The sequence below is a fragment of the Mycobacterium zoologicum genome, assembly GCF_020181635.2.
In the GTDB taxonomy this organism is placed as follows: domain Bacteria; phylum Actinomycetota; class Actinomycetes; order Mycobacteriales; family Mycobacteriaceae; genus Mycobacterium; species Mycobacterium zoologicum.
The window spans coordinates 1-25,756 of sequence record NZ_JAYJJS010000011.1 but is presented as its reverse complement, the minus strand read 5'-3'; the positions used below and the strand labels follow the sequence as shown (position 1 = coordinate 25,756).

The following is a 25,756-nucleotide window of genomic DNA, read 5'->3' as shown; positions in this document are numbered from 1 at the left end:
CTTAGGACGTTTCGATCTGATACTCGCCGGCGGAGTGACGCGCGCGTATGGCCTTCTTGTCGTATTTTCCGACGCTTGTTCGGGGAATCTCAGACACGAAGCTCCACCGCTCCGGGATCCACCACTTGGCGACCTTGTCCAACAGAAACGCGCGCAGTCGGTCGATGTCGACCTCGGCTCCACGGTGAACCACGACCAGGGCGAGCGGTCTTTCCTGCCATTTGTCGTCGGGAACTGCCACCACCGCAGCCTCGTAGATCGCCGGGTGACCAATCAGCGTGTTTTCCAGCTCGACTGAGGAGATCCATTCTCCACCTGACTTGATGACGTCCTTCGCACGATCGGTCAGCGTGAGATACCCGTCTGGGTCGATCCGGCCGACGTCGCCGGTGCGCAGCCACCCTCCGTCGAACTTGTCCGGATCATTTTCGCCGAAGTAGGCGCCGGTGATCCACGGGCCCCGCGCCTGTATTTCACCCACTGATCGACCGTCCCACGGCACGGTCTTCTTATGGTCGTCACGCAACCGGATCTCGACACCGCACATCGGCCGACCCTGGCTTTCGCGCATCTCCCACGCACGGGTCTCGCCTACTCCGTGCGCTGCGCGTGCGACGGTAGCCAGCGGCGAGGTTTCGGTCATGCCCCATGCCTGCACGATAGGCACGTTGTACTTGTCTTCGAATGCCCGCATCAGCGAGACGGGGACTGCCGATCCCCCGCAGGCAACCAGCCGAAGTGAGGAGATATCCCGGGCGGGATTCGATTCCAGGTATCGATCGACATCGTTCCAGATCGTCGGCACTGCACCGGCGATAGTCGGCTGAGTCTCTTCGATGATCGACACCAGCGGCGCGGCCTGCAGATGGCGATCGGGTAATACCAAGTCCGCACCAGACATCAACGCCGCGTAGATCAGTCCCCACGCATTGGCGTGAAACATCGGGACAATGGCCAGGATACGGTCGGCCTCGCTCACTGCCAGGGCGTTCGACGTGCAGGCGGTCAGTGCATGTAGGTAGGTCGAACGGTGGCTGTAGACAACACCTTTGGGATTTCCAGTAGTCCCGCTGGTGTAGCACATGGCCGCGGCGGAACGCTCATCGATCTCGGGCCAATCGAAAGTCTCCGGTTGCTGCGCCAGGATCTCCTCGTAACGCAACACCGTCTTCCCGCATCGCTGCAGCGGAGCGAGGTCGCCGCCCCCGGTGGCGATGACCGTATGCACCGACTCCATCGCTGGTAGCGCACTAGCCAACAATGGCGCAACCGACGCATCCACCAGGATGATCTGATCGCTGGCATGGTTGGCGATGTACGCGAGTTGCTCTGGAGCCAAACGAATGTTGAGGGTGTGCAGCACCGCGCCCATGGAGGGAACCGCGCAGTAGGCCTCGAGATGCTCTTGGTTACTCCACTGAAAAGTGGCCACCCGTTGATCTGCCGTTATTCCCAGCCCGCGCAACGCATTGGCAAGTCGGCCCGCTCGCCCCAGGACGCTACGGTAGGACATACTTCGGCATCCAGTTCCGTCGGGGGTGATCACCTCGCTGTTTCCGTGAATGGAGGCGGCATGGCGGACAATTGCCGAGATTGTGAGCTGGACGTCTTGCATCGTGCTGTGCATTTCGCATCGGCCCTTCAGGCGAACAGGTCTGGATGGCGACTCGCATCGCCTATGAGCGTCCCGTAGTGGGTTCTGAGCGCTTGCAGGATCTCTGCCAGCGGTAGATCGTCGAAGGCGCCTCGATCCCTCAGATATTCCATGTGTTGTGTGCCGTCACCGGCGAACCCGTGCAGCAGGGCGTCTGTGCGCCCGTCGAAATCAATTGGCGGGACGCCGAACCGTGCGCATAGCTCGCGATTGAACGCCGGAGTTGCCTTGACCCAGACACCGCAGAGATGCATGAGGCTGTATCCGTGGTAGACGAATACGTCGGTACCGCCCATCCGCTCACGCAATGTCTCGGTCTGAAGGTGGTTTCGGACATCGGCGAACCCCAGCCGCGCTGGGATGCCTGCTGCTCGGCAGGCCGCCGTCAAGAGCACCGCCTTCGGGACGCAGTAAGCGCGGTCTGCAGTTGCGATGGTGCTGGCGCGATACGCATGCGGGTCATCGGTCACGGTGTAGGGGTCATACCAAATCGAGTCGCGGACCGCAGTGAAGATGGCTATGGCCTTCGTGGTGTCGTCGACCGCGCCGCGGGTCGCCGATGCAACGAAGTCGCGTACCGATTCATGTTGCCAATCGAGGAACTCCGTGGGCTCCAGGTAAGGCGAGTTCTCACCGCTCATCGGTGCCGCAACGTCACAGGCAGTCCGTCCACGGGAATGGGCAGCGAGGTGTTGTCCCAACGCACGTGATAGTCGTTTGGGACCGTCCAAGTGTAGGTACGCAACATCTGGTGCAGGATTGCCTTCACCTCGAGTGTGCCGAACTGCATCCCAATGCATTTGTGCGCCCCCCCGCCGAACGGCACCCAGGCGAATCGGTGCTGTTGGTCCTCGCGCCGGGGCTCATCGAAGCGCGACGGATCGAAACGGTCCGGGTCGCTCCATATTCTGCGGTCGAAGTGATTTACGGCGGGTGTGATTGCGCACAAGGTTTCACGGGGGATGTGATAGCCGTCGATGGCGACATCGCGGACGGTCTTGCGCATCACCAGCGGAACGGGCGCCAGCAGACGCAGAGCTTCTTTGAGGATCAGATCGAGGACCGTCATCTGCTCCAGTTCGTCGATATCTGGCGAATCGTCACCGAAGGACCGCGCCTCCGCCGCTGCCTTCTCCTGCCACTCAGGATGTTTAGCGAGGAAGTAGGTCACAGCAGTGGTGGTGATCGTGGAGGTATCATGGGCGGCCATCATGAGAAAGATCATGTGGTTGATCACATCCTCGTCGGAGAATCGTTCACCGTCTTCCGTGGTCGCCTGGCATAGGGCGGCGAATAGATCGTCGGTCTCGCCTGCACGCGCGGCCGGCAGGTGTCGGGAGAAGTAGTCCTCCAACACGCGCCGCCCATGCACGCCGGCGCGGAACCTGGTGCCCGGGAGTGGAACTCGCACAAAGGAACTCGCCGCGCGAACAGTGGAAATGAACGCCTCGTTGACAGCAGCGCTCTCGTCCTTGCCGCGGCCACCCATGAAGACATCCGTGGCAATATCGAGGGTGAGATTCTTCAACAACGGGTAGATCCGGACCGACGGACCGGTCGGCCACGCGGGCACGGCTGCGCGAACGCACGGGGCCACCTGCCCGACATATCCGGTCAGGCGAGGACGCGTGAACGCCTCCTGCATGATGCGCCGGTGCATCAAATGTTCGTCGAAGCTCATGAGCATCAACCCGCGATGGAAGAAAGCATCGATCAAGAAGGACCAGCCATCCTGAGAAAAGGCCTTGGCTTCGCTTGTGAACGCCTCACGCGTTGCGTCTGGACCGGCGATGACCACCATTTTGGTACCGAATGCGCCCATCCACGACACCGAGCCCAAACGTTCGTAACGCTCCCGACTGAATTCTGAACCAAATCGGATGTAGTCGACAGTGTGCCCCAGCAACGGGAGTCCAGCGTCCCCTAGGACGGCTCTCAGCCCAGATCCGGCGGGGGCCAGCGCAAGTTCCCGGACTCTCCAGTCCCGACTCCACTGTCGCCATTTGTCATCGACGACGCGGGGGGCGGGCGCCAACAGGACAGACGTCAACCGCTCCTTGGGGTGACGCGTGAGTGCGAGAAGCTGATTAGCCACGATGCCTCCTGGGCGCTCTGCTGCACGGGTATCTGGTAACAGTTTACATAGATGTGCTGAATGTCAATATTCGAACAATGAACAGTGAAATGTTAGACACCGCCTGCGACCCGGATCATCTGCGCAGCCTCGCGCCGTTCTCACTCGGGCCGTCTAACTGAAGGCGTTCAACGTGCCTGAATAGATAATCGTGATTGCGTGGTTTGCGGGTGAGGATCCGGTAGGCAAATGTAGGCCCAGGCCAGTTCGTCGGGATCGCGCCACTCGAGGTCGTGTACCAGCTCGCGCAAAGCGCCCACACCGACCTTCGCAGCCGCCGGCCCAATCGTGTGTTGTAGCTTTGCTCGATGTCTGGCCTGACGTCGACCGTACGCCCTGGGGCACTCGCCAAAATCTTGATGAGGGCACCGACATAGCGGACCTGAGACTCGATCATGTAAATGATCGACCCGGAACCGACGTTCGTGTTCGGGCCATAGAGGAGAAAGAGATTCGGGAACATCGGGACTGTAATGCCCAGGTATGCGTGCGCCTGCGTCCCCCACACCTCGTCCAGAGTCACTCCGCCCCAGCCGCGAACACGCATCGGGGCGAGGAAGTCGGTAGCGCGGAAACCTGTTCCGTAAATGACGACGTCCGCGTGGTGGAGTACGCCATCGTCGGTCACGACTCCCTTGTCGCAAAGCTTCGCAACCGCGTTGGTCACCAACGAGACTTCACCGTTGGCAATCGCGGGGTAGTAATCATTCGAGAACAACACCCGCTTGCACCCCGGCGCATCTGATGGCGTGAGTTGCCGGCGCAGCATTGGATCGGCAACCTGCCGATGGAGGTGGTAGCGGGCGACCGCGCCGAGAATGCGTGACAAGGGCTTCGCGTCGACCAACGTCACTGCGAGCACTTCAAAAATCAGCCATACCGCGAAACGCTCAAGACGCGGCCACAGCGGCAGAACCTTAATCAGCTGTTGGTGAAGACGTCCGTACCTGCTGTCCCACTTCGGCAAAATCCAAGGCGCCGTGCGCTGATACAGCGTTACGCGCTGTGCCTCGTGTGCGATCCATGGCACAAACTGTATCGCGCTTGCGCCTGTCCCGATGACGGCTACTTCCTTGCCGCGCAGCGATACCGAATGGTCCCAACGCGCCGAATGAAAACGCGGCCCCTCGAAGGTGTCTTCGCCGGCAATATTCGGCGTATGAGGTCGCGAGAGCTGCCCCACGGCCGAAATCACGACATCGCACCAGATCGTCTCGCTGGATTCGGTCACCAAACGCCAACGGCCGGCCTGTTCATCGAAGGTCATCTCGACGACTTCGGTCCGCGTGCGCAGCTGCAGGTCCATTCCGTCGGCCAGGACGAGTCGGCGAAGATATTGGAGTATCTCGGGCTGTTCTGCATAACGTCTCGACCAACGAGTGTTGGGCTTGTCCGAGAGTGAGTACAACGCTGACGGCACGTCGCAAGCCGCTCCTGGATAGGTGTTGTCGCGCCAGACGCCGCCGATGTCTGCAGCCTTTTCCACCATGGTGAAGTTGGTGAATCCGTCCCTCTTCAGCTGATGGGCCATGGCGATACCCGCGACGCCGGCCCCGATGATCACTATCGACGGATCGTGTCCTCGAGGATCCCTCGCAAAGCCGCCTGTCATGAGACAGCTAAGAAGCAGTTGATGGCGCGGTGGCAGTGGAGCATCCACGGTCCCAACACTTTCACCGGTGGGCCGAAGCTTTCAGGAAGTTTCCAGCGCGGTGGATCGCCTCACGAGCCTCGGGCAGGATTCGGAACATGGCTTGGAACACGTGGATCTGTCCCCGGTACACCTGTATCTCAACGCTTGATCCGGCCGATCGGAGGCGGTCGGCAAGATGCCTCGAGTCATCGATCAACATTTCTCTTCCGCCTACCTGAATCAGGATCGGTGGCATGGACCTGAGGTCTGCGTCGAGCACGCTGATTCGCTCATTGCGGTGATCTGCACCAGCCACGTACAGGTCAAGAGCGCGGGCCGCGGACCGAGCAGAGGCGAAAGGATCACGGCGGCGAAGTTCGCGTGCCCTCGCGAGTTCACATGTCAGATCCAGGACCGGAGACATGAGAAGCATCGAATCCGGCAGCGGAAGTCCGTCACTACGTGCGCCAAGGGCGGTGGCCATCGTGAGCTGGCCGCCCGCCGAGTCCCCGGCCACCGCAACACCGCGTTCGCCGGAAGCCGAAGGCTGCCCTGTGACGAGCCAGCGGTATGCGTTCAGTGCATCGTCGGCGGCAGCGGGAAAGGGATAGCGTGGAGCTAGCCGATACCTCACCGCAAAGATGGGCCGACCGCTCGCGGAGGCAAGTTCACCGAGCAGGCCGCGGTGGGTAGCCGGTGAGCACATGGAGTAGGCGCCGCCATGAATGTAGAGCAACGGAACCGCGTGTGGATCGACTGCAGGAGAAGTGATCCAATCCCCGCGTATCTGATTCCCGGCGAACTCGGTATCTATTGTGCGAACCGCCACGCTTCGGCGGGGCCGCGATCCCACAAGCGCCATCCGGAGTACGCGATCCATCACCGCGAGGCCGTGGGCGTTCGACGGGATGAGTTGCGACAGCGGACGCAGTGTGTTTCGCGAAGTCATTGCCACGAAATGACTTGCAAGACTGGGGCGCCGGTCCGTCGCATCAGTGTCGGTCACCGTGCGCCCACGGATTCTGCGCGACGTTCAAATCGGTAATCGGAGAGCCGGAAGGTGCGGCTACGCCAGTAAGTCTCCAGGGTCGTTGACGGACGCAACGGAACATCGCCGTGTTTGTCGAAATAGTAACTGTTGGCATTGGAACAGCTCGGCTGCCAGAAAACCTGTCGATGTCGGCGGTTAACCATGTCAGCGAAGTAGCGGTCGTTCGCCTGCTGTCTGACCTCTACGTAATCAGCCTTCAGCGTGCGCGCACGACGAAGACAGCGGACGATATGCCGACTTTGCGCCTCGATGAGTGTGAAGTAGGAGGAGCCGTTGTAACCATAGGGACCGAAGATATTGAAGTGATTCGGGAACCCTGGGACGCTCACACCCTCGAAGGCTTGGAGGCGGTGCTCATCCCACCAGGCAGACTGCTCCACTCCACCGCGTCCCTTCAGCACATAAGTCGGCATATTGCCCGACTCCATCACTTTGAACCCGGTGGCCAAGACCATGACATCGATCGGATAACTCTTGCCATCTTCCGTGTGAACCGAGGCATGGTCGACATGGGTGATGCCGCTGGTCTCGAGCGAAACATTGCGACGGTTGTACGTTGCGAGATAGGAATTGTGGAAACTCGGTCGCTTACAACCCAACGAATAGCGAGGAATGAGTTGGTCTCGAGTCACCGGATCGTCGACCGCCCGACGCATATAGCGTTTCGCCGCCTCTTCCATGAGGTCCGACACAGGGATCAACGAGTGAAAATGAGCTGCGATTGGAAATGTGAACTCGACGAACGCCTGACTCGCAGTGCGCGTCATCAGTTGTGCCCCTGGCACCAACCGCATCACTGTCGCGGCCCAGCTCGGTATGGAGAAATCCGGCTTCGGCAAGCAGTAAATCGGCGTTCGCTGGAAGACCGTCAGACTTGATGCGATCTTCGCGATTTCGGGAATCAGCTGCACCGCAGATGCCCCAGTCCCGATCACCGCCACCCGCTTACCGGTGAGATCTTTCGTGTGGTCCCATCTGGCCGTATGCAGCGTCACGCCGGCGAAGTCGCGCACTCCTGGAATATCAGGCCACTTCGGCCGACTGAGAACGCCAGAGCAATTTATCACAAAACGCGCGGTCAGATTCTGACCAGAGGAGCAGCTCAGCCGCCATAGTGCGGCGCCTTCGTCGAAACAGGCTTCGTCCACAGTCGTGTTGAACCGGATGTAATTTTGGAGTCCGTATTTTTCTACACACCGCTCTGCATAAGCCTTCAACTCATCCCCGTGAGCGTAAGTACGTGACCAGGATGTTCGCATCTCATAAGAGAACTGGTAACTATAGGACGGAATATCGACCGCTATTCCCGGATACGTATTCCAGTGCCATGTGCCGCCGACGCCATCGGCGTCATCGACTATAAGAAAGTCCGCAAATCCGGCCTTCAACAGGCTGATGGCTGTACCAATCCCAGAAAACCCGGCTCCGACTATTACAATTTTGTAGTGCTGCCCAGACTCAGAACCCATTACTTCCTCACGTGCGCTTTGATGTTTACCCTATCCGCTGCTGCAGTTCAGCGTGTTTGTGTCAACTTCAGGTCAGCATCGTCACGCCGAGTGATGTCGTAATCCCGCATATCCAGACGGGACAGTTCCCTGGTGAACTGAGTCGCAAAGCCCGGATACATCGTGCCGTTATAGCCGTCCTCCGTTAAATACCAGCTGCTGCAACCCGAGTTCCATGTCGTGCGTCGTAACCGCCGCTGAATATTGGAGTGGTACGCGTTTTGGCTACCCTCTTTCACATCCAGGGTATGGACTCCGTTACCTTCGTCGCGCAAGAGCTCGATCGCTTTTACGATGTAATCGATTGCTGCCTCCATATATAGAAGGGCAGAGTTGTGGCCAGGACCGGAATTAGGCCCGAAAGTGAAGAACAAATTCGGATAGCCGGCCACACTCACGCTCTTGTAGGCAAATCTCCCCTCAGACCACGCGTCTTCGAGTTTTCGTCCGTCGCGCCCTCGGATCGGAAATGGCGTACCGCGTTTACACACATCGAAGCCTGTCGCGAATACTATGCAGTCCACCTCATGCTCGATGCCGTCGGCGGTTCGAATTCCGTTCGGAGCCAGTGTGGCGATCGGCCAGCTGACGAGTTTGCAGTTATCGGCCTGGAGAGCAGGGTAATAGTCGTTAGTCATAAGCATGCGTTTGCACCCAGGTCTGAACTGCGGTGTTAGCTGACGTCTCAACCAGGTATCCTTCACCTGCCGACGCAGATTCGCCTTCGCGGCCGCTTGGATGACAGATGTGGCAGCGGTATCCCAAACCATGCCCACGGCCATGACCTCATGCGCCCAGAACCACGCACCTCGTAGGGCCTGTTCGGTTGCCGGCATGCGCTTGAAAGTCGAACGCGCCCAGGCCGGATGCCGGAAATTCACCCTCGGTAGGACCCAGCCGGGCGTCCTCTGAAACACCTTGACCGACGCCGCCAACTGGACCAATTCGGGAACGATCTGCACAGCGCTCGCCCCGGTCCCGATAACCGCCACCCTCTTACCGCTCATGTCATAGGAGTGGTCCCACCGAGCACTGTGAATCTTTTTCCCCTCGTACGACTCGATGCCACGAATATCCGGGAAACTGGCGTCAGCAAGTGGTCCGCTAGCCATCACGACTGAACGGCCCCTATACCGCCTGCCGCCGGTCGTGTCGACAACCCACTCTCCGGCATCCTCGTCGAATTCCAGTGCACTCACGTCCGCACCGAAATGAATGAACCTCCCAAGATCGTATTTCGCGACAATCGCGTCGATATAGGCGAGGATCTCTGCGCTCCCCGAGTATGCGCGAGTCCAGCCTGGGTTCGGCTCGAACGAGTAGGAGTACAGCAATGACGGAATGTCGCAGGCGGCGCCGGGGTAAGTGTTGTCACGCCAGGTGCCCCCGATGCGATGTGATCGCTCCAAGATGACAAAGTCGTTAATGCCCGCTTGAAGCATTCTCATCGCCGTACCGATACCCGCGAAGCCGGCGCCGACGATCAAAGTCGTTACCGTGTCCGTCATTTAGCGACCGGTTCATAGGTCAGTTCATCCGTCCATGAAGGCGGTCGCCCGAGTACTTGCACGGGGAAGATGTCGATCGCATTGCCTAAGCGCTGGGAAACGAAGTGAAGGGGTTGGGACCGCTTGATCGAGGAGGACATGTGGGCCTTCAAGATGTGATATCCAGGCACCCTCCGCGTGTGCTCACTGCGGTCCCCGACATTGCCATATCGCGTCACCGCGTTGTACAGCTTCTCTTCGGATAGCCCCATCGCGTTGAGATTCATCAACATGCGCGTGAGAAGCGGTATATACAGCAACGCGCCAGTGAGAATACGGGGGTCCATCACAGCGCCGACCGTTTGGATTGCATGGATTCGCATGGGACTGGCGCCGAGGTCATTCAGGACTTGAAAACCTACTGCAAGGTGCCGCGATTCGTCGCTGTTGACCTTATTGAATACTTCCCCGCAAATTGGGTCGTCGACCTCATCAAGGAGAAATTTCAGCAGGGCCCCGTCCAGCGCGGTCTCCAGTGCGGGAATCGCGGCGCCGATGACAGTCAGGGGAAGAGCCTCAGCGTACCGATCTAGCCACTCGATCACGAGACGGATGTTCTTATTCGGTACAGGCTTTTCGCCTTCCTCGATCATGCCCCAGCGACGCATCAGAGCAAGTTCGGCGTTGGCGTGACGCTGCTCCTCGGCGTGAAAGTAACGGTAAATGTCTCCGAGCGCTTCGAAGGGCGCCTTCGGGGCCATCGCAGCAAAGGCGCGCGCTCCGACATGCTCAATCCACACCACGTCGGACATGAATTGCTTGAGTTTGGGACGCTGTTCGTCGGTGATCAACTCCGCACCAGGGGCGTCCCAATCGATATCGGCGAGAGCCCATTGCTTGTTCTTGATCGTCTCGAGCATGTCGCTATATGCGAACGCCATTTCACTGCTCCCTCTGGTCGGCTGGATCGTTCCACGAGGCCATGCGCTCCACCAGCCCCAACGCGCGCGTAAACGGACCGGGTAAAGCTCTTTTCAGTTGCCACAAAATTTTCGCGTCCAGTTGGGGCACGACATAGATTTGTCCGCGATCGTGCGCGTTCAGAGTCGTTCGAGCCACTTGATCCGGCGAAATGCCGGTCCACCTCATCAGGTTGGTCGCGAGTCTCGCCGCCGACTCCTCAATCTGAGGATTATTGGCGATGTTCGTCTTGACGAAGGTGGGGCAAAGCACTGTGACGTTGACGTTGGTACCGCTGAGTTCGGCCGCCAATGTCTCGGACAGAGCGAGCACGCCGGCCTTACTCACGTTGTATGCGCCCATTCGGGGCGCCGAGCCGAAACTTGCGGCGGACGCCACATTGATCACTCCGCCCCGGCCGTTGCTCCGGAGGCGAGGAACAAAAGTCTCGCAACCGTAGATAACACCCCAAAGGTTGACAGAAATCGCAGCGTTCCAGTCCTCGACCGACGTATCGCCGATGCGATTGCCGCCGGCACCGATTCCGGCGTTGTTGATCACCAGACTCGCCGCCTTGCCGAACCAGTCTTCACTGGCATCAGCGAGGTTACGGACCTGCTCAAGTTCGGTGACGTCGCATACGACGTCGAAACCCTCGCCGCCGGCCTGCCTCACCATCTCGGCCGACTCCTTCGCAGTGATGGGGTCTTTGTCCGCACACACAACACGTCCACCTCTGCGAGCAAGCTCAACGGCGAACGCGCGGCCGATACCGCTCCCTGCGCCTGTGACTACTGCGTGGGCGCGGTGGGTTCTACCTGGTGAATTACCGAACGGCAAGAACCTCATCTGCTTGCCCTTTGGATCGCGACACTGATTTCCGGTGCGGGAGGATATTCATTTGGGGGCATCAGCCACCATTGGGGTCGCATGCCACCAGTTTGGGCGTGAGCCCGACGTTTTGTCAAGATGGTGAGGTGAGGTCGAGAAGCAAGGTCTGGGGTGGTCGGACCGGTGCTGAGCGTCGAGCAGAGCGACGGCAGCAATTGATCGAGGCTGCGACCGAGATTTGGAGTGAGAGCGGTTGGGCCGCAGTGACTATGCGCGGCGTTTGCGCCCGGACAGGGCTCAACGATCGATACTTCTACGAGGACTTCAAGACGCGCGAGGATCTTCTCGTCGCAGCGTGGGATGGCGTTCGCAATGACATGCTCGGCGAGGTTTCCGCGCTCTTCGACGAGCGTGTGGATCGGCCGCCGATCGAAACCATCACCGCGGCGATCGCCATCGTGGTTGACCGGATCGCACGCGATCCTGGCCGGGCGCACATCCTCCTCGCTCAGCATGTAGGTAGCTCACCGCTGCAAGATCGCCGCGCTGTGGCGCTGCAGGAGGCAACGCAGTTGGTCGTCGAGGCAAGCCGGCCACATCTCAGAGAAGACGCCGACGAGACGGCCCTTCGTATGGACACTTTGGTTGCGGTGGGGGGGTTCGTCGAAGTCATCACGGCCTGGCACTCCGGTTTGCTTGCGGTGACCGAAAAGGAAGTGGTCGCGCACACTAGCCGACTGGCTGAAACCTTGGCTCAACGCTACGTCGTCAGCGGCTGAGGCTTAACCTTTCCGTGAGTTTCGAGGCCGACTGCATTTGTCTGTATGACTGTCGCCTTGACCCGCCACCGGGCATCCAATCCGTGACGACAGGCGCGCTGTCGTTTGTTTGGAGGAACGACGCAGAAACAGTGTCTTTCTGCGTCGCCCTCCTCACGCACTTTTGCTACCCAGGCTGAGCGATGACCTTCTGTGAGCCGTCTTGGTCGAACAGTTCCTTGCTCCATCGCTCCAGGACCGCGGCACTGTCCCAATCATCAGGGTGGAAGCCGGGGCGGTTGTACGAACGGAATCGCTGCAGCGCATCGGCGGTGAACATCGGGGTGCGACTGAAGCGATGTAGGCTACGCACCAACGTGACCGGGTTATACGAGGCCTTGTCAGAGGCCATCGAAAGCGCAGTCTGCAGAATGAGTTCGCCGAACAGAATTGCAGAGGCGATCCGCATGCCCCGTACGCGGGTGCGCTCGGTGCCTCCAATCAGCCGATAGGCGTCGAAGGCGACGGCTTTGTGCTCCGACTCCTCGAACGCATGCCACAGCAGAATCGGTCGAACCTCTGTCTGTCCGATGAGCTTCTGGGCGTCATCGCTGGTGAGAATGATTTCAGCGAGCGTCGCGGTGTAGTGCTCCAATGCAGAGGTCATCGACAGCCGCATTTCTGGCGAAAAGCGCCGCTCCAATAGCTTGATCAGGCGTGCGACGTGGCGGTCGATCCGCGCGGTCGGATAACCCATGGCCTGGAGCCGTTCGTTGAGGAGCCGATGCTGGTGTCGGTGTGTGGCCTCTTGTCCGATGAAACCCTTGACCGCTGTCAGCAATTGGGGATCGTCGATGGAACTCTGGAAATACTTGACCGAGCGGATGAAGAAGTCTTCCCCTTCCGGGAAGGTCGCAGAAAGCACCGAGATGAAATGGCTCATCACCAGGTCGCCATCCACGAAGTGTTGCCGCTTCGTGGAGGTGGGCATGGGGAAACGAACGCGCCGGGGTTTTGGCAATACACGGCTCTTGGTCGAGGCTCGATCTTCCGGCATCTTGACGGGGTCCTTCCTCCGTAGTCTGATCTGACTTTAGGCCTTGTCACATGAGACTGCCAGAATGTAGGGCATGAGTCCAGCACGTGTTTATGGCGGGCTGTCCGCAACTCAACGCGATGCGCAGCGCCGCGCACTGCTGATTGACGCCGCGGTCGCGCTCATGGGCAAGCAGGGAGCCGCCGCGTGCACCGTGACCGCTGTGTGTACGGAGTCAGGAGTGACGAGCCGGTACTTCTACCAGCAGTTTCGCGACAGAGACGCGCTCCTGCGTGCGATGTTCACCAAGATCTCCACCACCTTCCAAGCCGTGATCACCAAGGCGATACCGGATGACACCGTTGCTCCTCAAGAACTCGCTTACGCTCCGATAAAGGCCCTGGTTCAGATGATCGAGAACGATCCCAGCATGGCCCGCATATTGTTTGTCGAATCGGGCGCTGAACCCCTGCTTCGGCAGCTGCGAAGCGAACTGATGTCCGAATTTGCGGAGCTCGTCCTCAGAGAGGCCCGCCTGCATCTCGATATACCCAGCGAGGTGATTCAGGTCGCAGATCTCGCCGCTACCTACGGTGTCGGGGGCCTGTTCGAGATTCTCCGTCGCTGGATAGACGGACAACTAAACCTATCGACCGAAGTGCTTATCGAGCATTGTGCGGGTTTTCTCGGCAGTCTTGGCCTGTATACCCTCGGCCAGAAACCTGACCCGGCCGCTTCGCACATCCAGGTCGATATCAACTCCCCTGCGGGCCACAGCTGATGAGACCGGCGGTCTTTTCGCCGACACGCTGCGGCGTCACGCTACCGAAGGCTGGTACACCACGATGTGGTCGAGTACGCGTTTGCTTAGCAAACCCGCCTGTCGGCCCCGGTTTAATCCGAGCAGCCTGCGCCGGTTGAAAAATGAGCAGATTTACGGGTTGCGTCATCCCTCCCAGGGTGGTCGCGCAGTGCAGCGTATTGACGACGCCTTCTGTATGGAGCTAGTGAAGTGATCCAGCGTGACGACGACGAATAACCCGGACGCGGACGCGACCAGCTGGCCGGTGGCTTCCTCGCGCAATTCTGCCCGCACTTCGAGTTTCCGGCCGGTTCTGGACACGAGCTCCGCGCTGACCTCGTAGGGAACCCCCAGCAATACCGGCGCGAAGAACTCGGTGTCGAGCTTACGGGTGACGGCCATCTCACCGACGACGTAGAGCAGCATGCCCACCGTGTCGTCAAGAACCGTCATGACTGCGCCGCCATGTGCGATCCCGGGTGCGCCGCGATGTCGGCCGTCGAAGATATGCCTGGCGCCCACCCCGTCGCCACGCCGACGCGCTCGCAGGCGATGACCGTGCGGATTGTCTGTGCCGCAACCAAGGCACCACGGATGGTGCGCATCGAGGTAGTCGCCGTCGGCGGCGATAACACGATTCTGAAAGTTATGCCACCACGCGATGGCCGAATCTTCTGCTTGCTCGTCGATGACGAAATCCTCCTAAATAGGACCACGCAGTGCATGGACCACCATGCGACTGAAGAACTGCGCCGACGTCGGCTGGGCTGATCGCCGGAAGACAGTATGTAAAGGACTCGTTAGCCCGCCGAGATCATCGCTGCGGTACACCTTCCAGTTCGGTCACTATCAGCCATTTGGTCCTGCCCCGCAATACGCCCTCGACGCTGTCGCCGCATAGCTCGCCCGATAATGCTCGGGGTCGTCGTCGGTGCTATAGGGGTCATACCAAATCCTGTCCCCCACAGCGGTGACGGTCAACCTCGCCTTCTGCACAAGGGTCACGAACGTCACCGACCGCGTTCTGGGCGAAGCGCTGAACATCGTCATGCTGCCAATCGAGAAACCAGTAGTCTCCAGGAAACTCGATTGGTTTGAAGTGCCACTCACAGATAGCCTTTCAGATGAGCTTCGATGCCGGTATCGACAGTGCCAACGGATCGACTGGCCGTTTCGAGGGCTTCGACGAGGCGCGTTTCGGCGTCCGGGATCGTCGCGGCGACTTTGGCCGCAGCTAGACTACGACTCCGTAGCGATGTGCCGGCATCCGTGGCTGCGGCCGCAAGCGTAGACCACGCTTTGGAAGCATGTCGGGCCGCGGCAGCCGCTTCGGCAGTGGCGGCGTCATCTAGGAGATCGGCGATGTTCTGGCAACCGTGTGCCTGCAGCGTACGAAAGAGCCCGCCGCCGGTACCGGCTTTCTCGATGAACGCCCCGAGCCCGAACAATGCCGCGGTCAGGGCATCGTCATCGAACAGCGTTGGCCAATGCCCTACGTCATCGGCGAAGTCCTGCACACCCTTCAAACCGGAAGATTCGACTTCAGCTGCCTCGATGCGCAGTAGCGGCGCACCTACGGCACCGCCGCGCATGAACGCTGCGCTCGCGGCGAGTGAAGCGGCCGCGATCGGCCCAAGGTCTGGCACTCGCTCTGGCCAGTCGACGTGATATGTGGTGTGCCGGGTAGGTGTGGGAAACCCGACCGAGGACCGCGCCCGGCGTAGGTCGTCGTAGGCCACCGTCTGGGTTGTCTCGCGGTCATTATCGACCACATAGGCGACCCGTTGTTCGTCATCGTATCCGGTGATGACAATGTCGTGACGGCTCATGTGCAATCGGACGCGCAGGTAAGGAAGTTCGCCGATGTCAGCCCAGACCATGACGGGTCGACCTTTGTCGATTTCGTCGGTCACAAATGCCCATCCCACGTCCGGGTCATCGGTCGATCGCACGACGAACTTTGCGCCAACCCGGGAGAGGTAATCTTGTTCCAGGTCGCTTCCTCGTCCTACCAGGTACACCTGGGGGAACAACTGCGTAGAGCGGACGTACGAGAAGTCCAAGGCTCCGCCGAGGGTGAAGACCAATCCTTCACTGAGTGCTTCTGTCCCCCATCCGAGTTGGGCCCATTCAGTAAGGTCACGAAGCGCACCGGAACCACAGTGCCCTCCCCTCCTATGGGGATAGGGAATTTGAATCCTCGTCATCGCCGCTTCCTCTCTTGTCAGTAGCACTGTTGAGACTCGTCAAAAGCTACGTTTCATCACGGCTTCCCGGCTGACAGTAGGTGCCAACACCAACACGCGTGACCGCAGCCAACCTCAGCCGCGCATCTCGACCGCCTATGGCGATGGGGCACATTGACTTTCGATCGCTAGTCCTGCATCAACACGTCAACGGTAAGAGCCACAGACGCGCAGCACTCAACCGTTGTACTCAGCTCGCTTGCTCCCGTGGTCGCGCTCCCGCGCTTCGGCTGCTTTATCAGAATCGGATGAGTCCTCGGATGTTGCGGCCCGATCGCATATCCGCGTAGCCTTCGTTGATCTGATCGAGGGTGTACTCACGGGTGATCAGCTCATCCAGCTTGAGGTGTCCGGCGTTGTAGAGCTCGACGAGCCGCGGGATGTCGTGGGCGGCGTTCGACGAACCGTACAGAGCGCCGCGGATCTGCTTTTCATACAGCGTCAATTCCAGCAGTGAACCCGACATCGAGGTGTCTTCGGGGTGCCCGATCGCGGTAACGACCACACGGCCGCGTTTACCGACCAAGGACAGCGCCTCGCCGATGTAGGACCCTTCGGCGACATCGGTGGTCAAGACGCAGACATCGGCGAGTTTGCCGCGGGTGATGTCACTGATCAGTGACCAGGCCTCGTCGATCGTGGCAACGGCATGCGTCGCACCGAAACCGCCGGCTTGTTCACGCTTGAACGCCACCGGATCGACAGCCACGATGTTCAACGCGCCCGCGATGCGGGCACCCTGAATCGCATTCATGCCGATGCCACCGGCTCCGATCACTACCACGGTATCCCCGGCACGCACCTCACCGGTGCGCACCGCCGACCCGTACCCGGTCGTCACACCACACCCGATCAACGCCGCCTTGTCCAGCGGTGTCCCCTGGTCGATTTTGACCAGAGACGCCTTGGGGACCACGGTGTATTCCGAGAACGTGCCCAGCAGGCACATCTGGCCGACGTCCTCACCCCGGGCATGGAAACGGTAAGTGCCGTCGATCTGGGGTCCCATCATGAGCGCGGCACCCAAGTCGCACATGTTCCCCATCCCCCGCGCGCAATAGGAACAGTGCCCACACGACGGCAGGAACGTCAGGATCACCGAATCGCCCTCGGCGACGTTCTCGACACCCGCACCCACTTCGACCACGGTGCCGGCACCCTCGTGGCCACCGACGACGGGCAGCGGAATGGGCAGGTCGCCGGTCACGAGGTGTTCGTCGGAATGGCACAACCCGGTCGCGGTCAGCTGGACGAGCACTTCATCGGGGCCGGGAGGATCCAACTCGATGTCCTCGACTTCCCACTTTTCTCCTAGGCCCCACAGCACTGCAGCACGTGTCTTCATATGTGTCTCCTTAACGTCAGTGTTTCGGTCGCAGTGGATTGATGATTCACGCCAGCGTCTCGATGATGAGGTCACCGTCGCCGAACTGGCGGCGCAGCTTCTTCTTGTCGAACTTGCCAGTGGAAGTCAGCGGAATGTCGGTGACGAACGCCCACCGTTCCGGTAGCCACCACTTGGCCACCCGCGCACGCAGAAATTCGGTCAGCTCCGCCGCGGTGGCGGTGCGGTCGGCAGCCAGGACGACCACCGCCAGCGGCCGTTCCTGCCACTTGTCGTCGGGCACTCCAATCACCGTGGCGGTGCGCACCGCAGGGTGAGCGGCCAACTCGTTCTCCAATTCCACCGAGGAGATCCATTCGCCCCCGGACTTGATGACATCCTTGGAGCGGTCGGTCAGCGCGATGAACGCGTCCGCGCTGATCGTCCCGACGTCCCCGGTACGCAACCACCCGTCCGGCGACGCCGCCGGACTGTCATTCTCGTAATACGACTGAGTGATCCACGGGCCGCGGACTTGAATCTCCCCCACCGATTTTCCGTCCCACGGTTGTTCTGCACCGCTGTCATCGACGATGCGGGCCTGCACACCGGCCACCACCCGGCCCTGGGTTGCGCGCAGGTGAAGCGACCTCTCCGGGGTATCAGAACTCCGCGGCAGAGCGACCGAGGCCAGCGGGGAAGTCTCAGTCATCCCCCAAGCCTGCACAATGCGGATGCCCAGCTCGTCATAGGCGGTCATCAACGACCGCGGAACCGCCGAACCACCGCAGGCCACCATCTTCAGCGAACTCACGTCATGGCCGGGATTGTCGCGCAGGTAGTGCAGAACATCGGTCCAGATCGTCGGCACCGCCCCCGCCATCGTCGGTCGCACCGCCTCGATCATCTCCACTAGAGGCCCCGCCTGCAGGAAACGGTCAGGCAGCAGAAGCTGCGCGCCGGCCATCATCGCCGCATACGGCAACCCCCACGCGTTGGCGTGGAACATCGGAACGATCGCCAACACCGTGTCGTCATGACCGATGCCCAAGGCATTCGAAGTGCACGCCGCCTGCGAGTGCAACCACGTCGAACGATGGCTGTAGACAACACCTTTCGGATGCCCGGTGGTACCGCTCGTATAGCACATCGCTGCGGCCGACTGCTCGTCGACGTCGGGCCAGTCGAACGTACTCGACTGGGCGGCCACCACATCGTCGTACCGTAGGACGTCCTTTCCGCACCCCTCGACCGCGGCAAGATCGCCGGTTCCGGTCACTAGCACCGTGCGCACCGAGGTCATCGACGGCAACGCCGCCGCCAAAAGGGCCAGCACCGTACTGTCGACGATGATCACCCGATCCTCGGCATGATTGGCGATCCACGTCAGCTGTTCCGGCGGCAGCCGCAGGTTCAACGTATGCAGCACCGCGCCCATCGACGGCACCGCCGCGTAACAGTCCAGATGCTCCTGGTTGCTCCACTGTAACGTCGCGACACGCTCATCTCCACGGATGCCGATCTGGCGCAGAGCATTTGCCAACCGTGCCGCACGCTCACCCACCTCGCGATAGGACACCCCAGAGATCTGCCGGGGTCCGCGCGCAGTCAGCACCTCGCGATCGCCATGAACTGCCGAAGCATGGGCCACGATCGCGGGCACAGTCAACGCAACGTCCTGCATCGTGCTCCTCATCGCACACCCGCCCTACAGCCCGCGGTGAGGCGAGGGTCACGCATCGATGAGGTCCTGCCGATTCTGGCTCTCCAGCATCAACCGGTACTCGGGGAACAGGTTCTTGGCCTGCGGGATCAACTTGATCAACTTCGGCACCGGACCTTTCGCACGTACCGTTCCCTTGGCCATCGCCATCGTCAAGTTCACCTTCCCCAACCAGAACTTGTTCCCCGTGTCTGCCGACATGAACAACTCCACGTTGGGCACCGCGGTACTGGCCGCTCCGGTCTCCACCACCTTGTTCGGCATGTCCACCGTCACAACCGCATCCGGATCTGTGTAATGCACCCGCAACACCACACCCGAATTCGCGAGCTTGTCCGCCAGACCTTCCTTCTCCAAACCCCGCCGAAAGATCCCGCCCAGGAAGGCATAGACCTCGTCCTCGTCCCTAAATACCGCCACCGTCAACCTCAACTAACCTCATTGTCAGAACAGAACAGAACAGAACAGGCACCGACTTCTGACGCTGCTCCTCCGGAAAGAATCGTCATGCTCGTTGGGAAACCCCACTAGGTCCTGATGCGCTGCGCCAAGGCGACCGCCGGGCAGCCGCTAGCGTTCCTTTGCCAGCGGGGCTGGATGGCAATTGTCACTGAAGTACCTCTCCAAGACACGCGTCGCATCCGCCGTCGTCGTTCCCACCGCCTACGCACCGCCGGCACCTCAGTCCGAGCCGGCGAGCACCAGTTCGGCCCGTTCGACGGCGACTTGCTGCGTGATGACCCGCTTGCTGAACATGAAGTCGCGGGGACGGTTGATGCAGTCGGCGGCAATGAGCTCGCCGGCACGGAGGTAGAAGCAGGTGAAGTCGCGGTCCCGGGTCGGGTCGCCGCTGAGGACGACCTCGTCGTACCCGGTGTTGAGACCGGCGATCTGGAGCTTGAGGTCGTATTGATCTGACCAGAACCATGGAAGGGCCGCAATCTTCTTGGACTTCCCACAGACGGTCGCGGCGGCGACCTTGGCCTGCTCGGCCGCGCTCGGCACGGACTCCAGGCGGATGCGACGGCCGTAACGGGCCATGTCGTGGCTGGCGCAGTCCCCGGCGGCCACGATGTCGGGGTCGCTAGTCCGGGCCCGATCGTCGATCACGACGCCGTTGTCGACGACCAGGCCCGCGGTGGCGGCGAGCTCGGTGTTCGGCTCCACGCCGATGCCGACAATGACGAGGTCGGCGGGAATTGATTCGCCACTGGCCAGGATTACTTCGCGGACCCTGCCGTCGCCGGACAGAGCCTCGACCAGCGTGCCCGTCCGGATGTTGACGCCCTCCTCCCGGTGGATCCGGTCGAAGAACTCCGATACCTCCGGGGCGGTGACCCGTTCAAGGACGCGCCCGGTCGCCTCGAGCAGGGTGACCTCCAGACCCAGTGCACGCAACGAGGCGGCTGTCTCCAGTCCGATGTAGCCGCCGCCCACGATCACCGCCCGACGCCCGGGGCCGGCGGCCTCTCGGATCATCTCGCCGTCCGCGGCGGTGCGTAGGTAGAAGACTCCGGCCAGGTCCGCTCCCGGGGTGGGGAGCCGACGAGGCCGGGCGCCAGTGCACAGCGCGAGCTTGTCGTAGGGCAGTGCGTCGCCGGTACTCAGCACGACATGACCAGCCGAGCGGTCGATCGCCGCCACCGTCGCATCCAGGAGTCGGATCCGCTGCTTGGCGTAGAAATCCGAGTTGCGGATCGCGAGTTCGGCCAGTTCGCATTTGTCGGCCAGGTACGACTTGGACAGCGGGGGCCGCTGGTAGGGCAACGCCGACTCATCGCCGACGAGGACGATCTCGCCGTCCCACCCTTCTCGGCGAAGACTGGCGGCGAGCTGGGTGCCCGCGTGGCTGGCCCCCGCGATGACCGCTCGCTGCACGGTCATGCGCCACCTTTCGGGATGAGGCGGACCATCAGCTTACTGATCCCCCTCACGAAGTTGGACTGCACGTACTCGGGCTCACCGACGACCTCGATGTTCTCGAACCGCGGAAGCAGCTCCTCCCACAGGATCCGCAACTGCATCTCGGCCAGCCGGTTACCCATACAGCGGTGCACGCCGAAACCGAAGGAGATGTGGTTACGGGCGTTGGCCCGGTCGATAATCAGGTCATCGGGCCGATCGAACACGCGCTCGTCGCGGTTGCCCGAGGCGTACCACATCAGGACCTTATCGCCCTTGCGGATGAACTGCCCGTTGAGCACAGTGTCGGCCTTGGCGATCCGGCGCATATGCGCGAGCGGGGTTTGCCACCGGATGATCTCCGAGACCATGTTGGGGATCAGCTCGGGGTTCGCCTTCAGCTTCTCAAACTGGTCAGGGAACTCGTTCAGCGCCAGAACACCACCGCTCATGGAATTGCGGGTCGTATCGTTGCCACCCACGATCAGCAATACCAAGTTGCCCAAGAACTCCATCGGGCGATCGATCAGGTCCTTGGTGCTCTCGTCGCTCTGCAACATGGTGATCAGATCGAAGCCGGGCAGCTCTCCGGCAGCTTTCCGGGCTGCCTTGTCCCGCCAGTGAGCGCTGAGACCTCTAGCCATATCGACCATGCCGCGAAATATCTCGTCGTTGTCCGAGGGCCCACCGTTGGCTTGCTCCATGGAGGTGGCGAGATCGGACCATTGGACGAGCTTGCGCCGCTGCTCGTACGGGAAGTCCAGCAGCGTGGCCAGCATGCGCGCGGTTAGCTCGATCGAGACGTGCTGCACCCAGTTGAACGGTTCGCCAAGCGGCAGAGCGTCGAGCACGTCTACCACCCGCTCGCGGATGAGGCCCTCCATCTCACGCAGGTTCTTCGGTGCGACCACACCCTGGACAGCCTGCCGTTGCCGGTCGTGTTTCGGGGGGTCCATCGCGATGAACATCGCAATGTCGAGGAAGCGCGGCGGGCTCCCGATGACGATGAACGGCTCGGAGGAGAAGACCTCGTGGTTCTTGTCGACGGCCACGATGTCGGCATGCCGCGTCACCGACCAGAACGGGCCGAACGCGCTGTGGGCCTGATAGTGCACGGGAGCCTCGTTGCGTAGGCGCTCGTAATAGGACTTCCAGCGACCCTGACGATAGAGGAAAGGATTGCTAAGGTCGATGTCGGTCAGTTCAACCTCGTCAGCCGGCGGGATCGGTCGCTCGATGAAGATTTTTTCACCGTTGGTGCCGGTGACCCAGCGCCGCGTTCTGTCGTAGAGGTGGGCGCCCTGGATTATTCGGTCCATCGGAATTGTTGCCTGAGCCTTGGCAGTGACTGCCTCGCGAATATTGCTCACGTCTCACCTCTCTTTCGTCATCACAGTTGGAACTCGGGCAGATGGACGATCAAACCGTCCCACGCCTCAGAGACCTGCATCTGGCAGGACAGCCGGGAGGTCGGCTGACGCTCGGGGTTCATCGCGAGCATCTCCTCTTCATTGGCCCCGGAGAGGCCGACCCGATCGGACCATTGCGGATCGACGATCACATGGCAGGTGCCGCACGCGGCTTCGCCTCCGCAGTCGCCGTCGATGCCGGGCACCGCATTGTTGGTCGCGACCCGCATCAGTGACTGACCTTCCTCGAGAGGCGCCTCATACTTCTCGCCGCCGTGGGAGACAAATGTGACAACTGCCATAGCCAGGCTCCTTGCGTGTCCTCAGTTACTTGACACAAGTCTTGCGCCAGATGAGCGCTGCGGCTATGTTCGCCGGAGTCAGAAACTTGTGATTTCGGCTCAAAGGGGCCATGGTCAGTGAACCCCAATGACGCGGGTGTGCCCCCACTCGCATTCGTGCAAATGCTCGAGAGCCCGGCGTTTGACCCAGACGCCGTCGCGCGGCTTCGCAACATCATGGCTCGCGAAGGAACCGACGAGGCGACGCTGATTCAGCGTGATGTCCAGGCCCCGTTACGGTGGTTTCGTGAGGCGTACCCCGGTCTAGACATCGATCAGGCAACGCTGCTCGGATTTGCGTTAGCCGAACAGGCACAGTTGACGTCCTTCGGCCCGCTGAGTGTTCCGCTGGTCAGCGCGGGCTCAGTGGCCGAGATCGTAGAGCTGCTGACTTATCTGCCGTTGATCACGACGGCTGTCAAAGCACAGTTTCATCCAGATGACCAAGGCCTCACCGTCGGGCTCTGGGGACACACCAGCGATCGGGCCCTGGACTGCCTCGCCGTCACGTACGCCGGGTTGGCGTTGTTGCGACTGCTGGACATGCTCGTCCGTGCGGCGCCGACCCTCACACTCCACTTGAGTTGGCCAGCGCCCGCCGCCTTGAAAGATCGCGAGGACGACCTTACCGCCGGGCGCCTGTTCTTCGACGCTCCGATGTCCTTCCTCCATGTTCCCGCGGACACGCTCAACGAGGTGTGCCGGTTCTCCGATCCCGTCGCATACCGACTCGCCATCGTCGATCTGCAGCGAACTCTCGACCAGCGGAGCGAAACCACGTCGTTCTCGGAGAAGGTGAGACGGCTGCTGCAGAAGGAGCCCGGACGCCGAAGTAAACATTGGTTCGCACATGAGCTGTCAATGTCCACCAGCACACTCAAGCGGCGCCTCTCCGAAGAGGAGACCACCTTTCGCGAGTTGCGCCAAGCATTCCTGCGCGAGCGCGCGATGCTGCAGCTACTCGACCGATCCCTATCGGTGAGTGAGATAGCCACGGATCTCGGATACAGCGACCTCGCCAACTTCTCACACGCCTTCAAGCGATGGACCGGCCGCTCTCCGAGCGAGTTCCGGCTCTCACCACATTGAGCTGTCCCGGCGGGTCCGGAGATCCGACCTTTGCGGCGTCTTTCTGCAGCGTCGCCTCTCCCCGGGTGTTCGATGGAGGCCCGAGCCTGCGCGCCGGGCAGCAGATTCACCCGGTCACACAAGCCGGCCAGATGCTCGGCCAGCACCGAATCCAATTGGCGGGCATGACCGAAAGTGAACTCCCGCAACAGCGTTCCCATCGTTGACGGGGGATACACCCGGCGGAAAAAGGGATTTATGCCGCCAGCGCGGACCAGGTCGACATCATCGATGTAATCCGCGCCCGCTTACATGCTCGCGATCAGGGTGGCCAGTTTCGGAGCCGGATTGGCCGACCTCGACTTGACCCTGGGAGCTGCGATGTGAATCTTGTTGGCCAACAACTCCGATAGGCCTGCCTGCTCAGCCAGCGCCATCACCGGCACCAGGCCCGCGCACGACACCAGATATCCTCATCGAACACATCGGACCGCGGGGTGAACGTGTGGGACACTCGCGCCGGAAGTGCCGTTCTCGAACTGGACCGATTGTTGCCTGAACAATATCAATCTTCCCAGCTCAGAACGCACTTTCCTTATCCCGACACCCCGACAAACAGTCCATTGTCAGTGGATCGAGGCCAAGACCGCTCAAGTCACAGCTATCTATAGCCAACGCCGAGGTAGCGGAGCGCCACCCGCGAGATCCGCGCACCCGTGGTGGCGATGTCCGCGGAGGGAAGAACGACGTGACTCACGGTGAGCCGCACCAGAACGTCTGCGACCTCCTCGACGTCTTCGGAGTCGAGATCGGCGAAGTGGTCGTGAAACCACGCGACCAAAGCCGCGGAGGAGAGCTGGAGCAGGGACGCCGATGTCGGCAGGAGAGGAAGAACGCCCGTCGTCGGCGCACCGGCGCGATCATCCCCTGAGTGGTTGGACGTCAGCACCGACTTCAGGAGCGGACTGGCTTCTGCTTCACGCAGGGTGAACCGCACCGCTGCGGTGATGCCGCCCTGAACGTCGCCGGTGTGTTCGGCGAGAATGGCGTGGATACCCTCCAGGAAGCGCTGACCCTCGGCCACCACGAGCGCGTCACCAAGTCCCTGCTTATCGCCGAACTCCTTGTATAGCGTCGGTCGGGAGACGCCGACAAGTTCGGCGACCTCACTCACTCGGACTTGTTCCCAGCCCTTCTCAATGGTGAGTTCCCGTGTCGCCCTCAAGACCTGCTCGCGGATATGTCGGCGAAACGACATCCGCGCCGAATCAGTTGGCATACGAGCAGAATAGGTGGCGAACTGGGATCTCCCGCGCAGCCCGACGACTGGCGTCAAACGGTACGGTCGAGAAAGTCGACGACCGCCGTCGAGAATGCGTCGTTGTTGTCGCCAGCAACCATGTGGCCCGCGCCTGACACGTCAACGGTTTGCGCGTGGGGAACCAAGGTGAGGAAATCCTTCACTGTCTCTTCGGAGACTATGTCCGACAGCAGGCCGCGGACCAGCAGCGCCGGCGCGGACACCTGTCGCGCGCCATCGACAAGGAATGCGCTCATCATCTCGAACTCCTCTGCGCCGTCGTCTGAATCACTCTGCAGGAACTGAAAATTCGACGTCGCAAACGCCGGATCCCATCGCCAGGCCCAGCGACCGTCTCCACGTCGGCGGAGGACTTTTTGAAGGCCGTCGACGTTTTCGGGGCGAGGGCGGTGCGGGTTGTAGGCGGCGATCACGTCAGCGGCCGACTCTAGGCTGTCGAAACCTTCGGGATGGGCCGACATGAACGATAGGACTCGGCGGGCGCCGTGCATCTGCATTCGCGGAGTGATGTCAACGAGGAATTGTCAATACCTGTGGATCGGGGTGTTTCAGGCGACCTCCGTTTCGG

The 25,756-nt window shown here is 61.0% G+C and carries 23 protein-coding genes and 2 pseudogenes; 4 read left to right on the top strand and 21 right to left on the bottom strand.

Features of this window, described 5'->3' with window-relative positions; all coding sequences use genetic code 11:
* Window position 1 precedes the first annotated feature (1 nt).
* From K6T84_RS11015 to K6T84_RS10975, 9 genes are all read right to left on the bottom strand, one after another.
* A complete protein-coding gene (locus K6T84_RS11015; RefSeq protein ID WP_046286959.1) occupies window positions 2-1,627 on the bottom strand; it encodes a fatty acid--CoA ligase in 1,626 nt (541 codons plus the stop codon).
* Between the two features lie 14 nt (window positions 1,628-1,641).
* A complete protein-coding gene (locus K6T84_RS11010; RefSeq protein ID WP_012394811.1) occupies window positions 1,642-2,295 on the bottom strand; it encodes a transglutaminase-like domain-containing protein in 654 nt (217 codons plus the stop codon).
* Window positions 2,292-3,749, bottom strand: a complete 1,458-nt coding sequence (locus K6T84_RS11005) for a cytochrome P450 (protein WP_047037865.1) — start codon at window positions 3,747-3,749, stop codon at window positions 2,292-2,294. Before K6T84_RS11005 ends, K6T84_RS11010 begins: the two co-directional genes overlap by 4 nt.
* A 115-nt stretch (window positions 3,750-3,864) precedes the next feature.
* The gene (locus K6T84_RS11000) at window positions 3,865-5,400 is read right to left on the bottom strand and encodes a flavin-containing monooxygenase (protein WP_046285470.1); all 1,536 of its coding nucleotides are present in this window, start codon (window positions 5,398-5,400) and stop codon (window positions 3,865-3,867) included.
* 61 nt (window positions 5,401-5,461) lie between these two features.
* Entirely contained in the window at window positions 5,462-6,427 is a 966-nt protein-coding gene (locus K6T84_RS10995) for an alpha/beta hydrolase (protein ID WP_046285469.1), read from the bottom strand.
* Entirely contained in the window at window positions 6,424-7,941 is a 1,518-nt protein-coding gene (locus K6T84_RS10990) for a flavin-containing monooxygenase (protein WP_046285468.1), read from the bottom strand. The genes K6T84_RS10995 and K6T84_RS10990 overlap by 4 nt, the downstream gene beginning before the upstream one ends.
* A gap of 47 nt (window positions 7,942-7,988) precedes the next feature.
* Window positions 7,989-9,488, bottom strand: coding sequence for a flavin-containing monooxygenase (locus tag K6T84_RS10985; protein ID WP_046285467.1), 1,500 nt, complete (start codon window positions 9,486-9,488; stop codon window positions 7,989-7,991).
* A complete protein-coding gene (locus tag K6T84_RS10980; protein WP_046285466.1) occupies window positions 9,485-10,408 on the bottom strand; it encodes a hypothetical protein in 924 nt (307 codons plus the stop codon). The genes K6T84_RS10985 and K6T84_RS10980 overlap by 4 nt, the downstream gene beginning before the upstream one ends.
* A gap of 1 nt (window position 10,409) precedes the next feature.
* Window positions 10,410-11,276 carry an SDR family NAD(P)-dependent oxidoreductase gene (locus K6T84_RS10975; protein WP_046285465.1) on the bottom strand — a complete coding sequence of 289 codons (867 nt, stop codon included), beginning with the start codon at window positions 11,274-11,276 and terminating at the stop codon, window positions 10,410-10,412.
* A gap of 128 nt (window positions 11,277-11,404) precedes the next feature.
* Between K6T84_RS10975 and K6T84_RS10970 the strand changes: the two genes are divergently transcribed.
* On the top strand, window positions 11,405-12,037 hold the full coding sequence (locus K6T84_RS10970; protein ID WP_095562669.1) for a TetR/AcrR family transcriptional regulator: 633 nt from the start codon (window positions 11,405-11,407) through the stop codon (window positions 12,035-12,037).
* Window positions 12,038-12,203: 166 nt separating this feature from the next.
* Here K6T84_RS10970 and K6T84_RS10965 read toward each other — a convergent pair whose 3' ends face one another.
* Window positions 12,204-13,073, bottom strand: coding sequence for a metal-dependent hydrolase (locus K6T84_RS10965; protein ID WP_046285464.1), 870 nt, complete (start codon window positions 13,071-13,073; stop codon window positions 12,204-12,206).
* A 73-nt stretch (window positions 13,074-13,146) separates the two neighbouring features.
* Here K6T84_RS10965 and K6T84_RS10960 point away from each other — a divergent pair, with 73 nt between their 5' ends.
* Window positions 13,147-13,833 carry a TetR/AcrR family transcriptional regulator gene (locus tag K6T84_RS10960; RefSeq protein ID WP_046285463.1) on the top strand — a complete coding sequence of 229 codons (687 nt, stop codon included), beginning with the start codon at window positions 13,147-13,149 and terminating at the stop codon, window positions 13,831-13,833.
* A 165-nt stretch (window positions 13,834-13,998) separates the two neighbouring features.
* Here K6T84_RS10960 and K6T84_RS10955 read toward each other — a convergent pair whose 3' ends face one another.
* On the bottom strand, window positions 13,999-14,376 hold the full coding sequence (locus tag K6T84_RS10955; protein ID WP_073916453.1) for a PaaI family thioesterase: 378 nt from the start codon (window positions 14,374-14,376) through the stop codon (window positions 13,999-14,001).
* Between K6T84_RS10955 and K6T84_RS10950 the strand changes: the two genes are divergently transcribed.
* Window positions 14,344-14,625 carry a hypothetical protein gene (locus K6T84_RS10950; protein ID WP_163648679.1) on the top strand — a complete coding sequence of 94 codons (282 nt, stop codon included), beginning with the start codon at window positions 14,344-14,346 and terminating at the stop codon, window positions 14,623-14,625. The genes K6T84_RS10955 and K6T84_RS10950 overlap by 33 nt on opposite strands.
* Window positions 14,626-14,960: 335 nt before the next feature.
* Here K6T84_RS10950 and K6T84_RS10945 read toward each other — a convergent pair whose 3' ends face one another.
* The 7 genes from K6T84_RS10945 to K6T84_RS10915 all read right to left on the bottom strand — a co-directional run bounded on the left by K6T84_RS10945 (window position 14,961) and on the right by K6T84_RS10915 (window position 22,760).
* Window positions 14,961-16,061 (bottom strand): BtrH N-terminal domain-containing protein, encoded by a 1,101-nt coding sequence (locus tag K6T84_RS10945; RefSeq protein WP_046285460.1) that lies wholly within the window; start codon window positions 16,059-16,061, stop codon window positions 14,961-14,963.
* Between the two features lie 277 nt (window positions 16,062-16,338).
* Complete coding sequence (locus tag K6T84_RS10940) at window positions 16,339-17,445, bottom strand: NDMA-dependent alcohol dehydrogenase (protein WP_046188899.1); 1,107 nt, start codon at window positions 17,443-17,445, stop codon at window positions 16,339-16,341.
* 46 nt (window positions 17,446-17,491) lie between these two features.
* Window positions 17,492-19,120, bottom strand: coding sequence for a fatty acid--CoA ligase (locus tag K6T84_RS10935; protein ID WP_046188900.1), 1,629 nt, complete (start codon window positions 19,118-19,120; stop codon window positions 17,492-17,494).
* A 36-nt stretch (window positions 19,121-19,156) separates the two neighbouring features.
* Window positions 19,157-19,567 carry an SCP2 sterol-binding domain-containing protein gene (locus K6T84_RS10930; RefSeq protein ID WP_016889191.1) on the bottom strand — a complete coding sequence of 137 codons (411 nt, stop codon included), beginning with the start codon at window positions 19,565-19,567 and terminating at the stop codon, window positions 19,157-19,159.
* Between the two features lie 261 nt (window positions 19,568-19,828).
* Complete coding sequence (locus tag K6T84_RS10925) at window positions 19,829-21,031, bottom strand: NAD(P)/FAD-dependent oxidoreductase (protein WP_046285459.1); 1,203 nt, start codon at window positions 21,029-21,031, stop codon at window positions 19,829-19,831.
* Entirely contained in the window at window positions 21,028-22,368 is a 1,341-nt protein-coding gene (locus K6T84_RS10920; RefSeq protein ID WP_046285458.1) for a cytochrome P450, read from the bottom strand. The genes K6T84_RS10925 and K6T84_RS10920 overlap by 4 nt, the downstream gene beginning before the upstream one ends.
* 71 nt (window positions 22,369-22,439) lie before the next feature.
* Complete coding sequence (locus K6T84_RS10915; protein ID WP_012394830.1) at window positions 22,440-22,760, bottom strand: 2Fe-2S iron-sulfur cluster-binding protein; 321 nt, start codon at window positions 22,758-22,760, stop codon at window positions 22,440-22,442.
* A gap of 162 nt (window positions 22,761-22,922) precedes the next feature.
* Between K6T84_RS10915 and K6T84_RS10910 the strand changes: the two genes are divergently transcribed.
* Window positions 22,923-23,888, top strand: a complete 966-nt coding sequence (locus K6T84_RS10910; protein ID WP_059087303.1) for a helix-turn-helix transcriptional regulator — start codon at window positions 22,923-22,925, stop codon at window positions 23,886-23,888.
* A 68-nt stretch (window positions 23,889-23,956) separates the two neighbouring features.
* Here K6T84_RS10910 and K6T84_RS10905 read toward each other — a convergent pair.
* The 3 genes and pseudogenes from K6T84_RS10905 to K6T84_RS10895 form a co-directional block, all read right to left on the bottom strand.
* Window positions 23,957-24,381 (bottom strand): annotated as a pseudogene (locus tag K6T84_RS10905) (IS1380 family transposase); the annotation flags it as partial.
* Window positions 24,382-24,528: 147 nt separating this feature from the next.
* A complete protein-coding gene (locus tag K6T84_RS10900) occupies window positions 24,529-25,107 on the bottom strand; it encodes a TetR/AcrR family transcriptional regulator (protein WP_174682934.1) in 579 nt (192 codons plus the stop codon).
* A 92-nt stretch (window positions 25,108-25,199) separates the two neighbouring features.
* A pseudogene (locus K6T84_RS10895) lies at window positions 25,200-25,706 on the bottom strand (alpha/beta fold hydrolase); the annotation flags it as partial.
* Window positions 25,707-25,756: the final 50 nt, after the last annotated feature.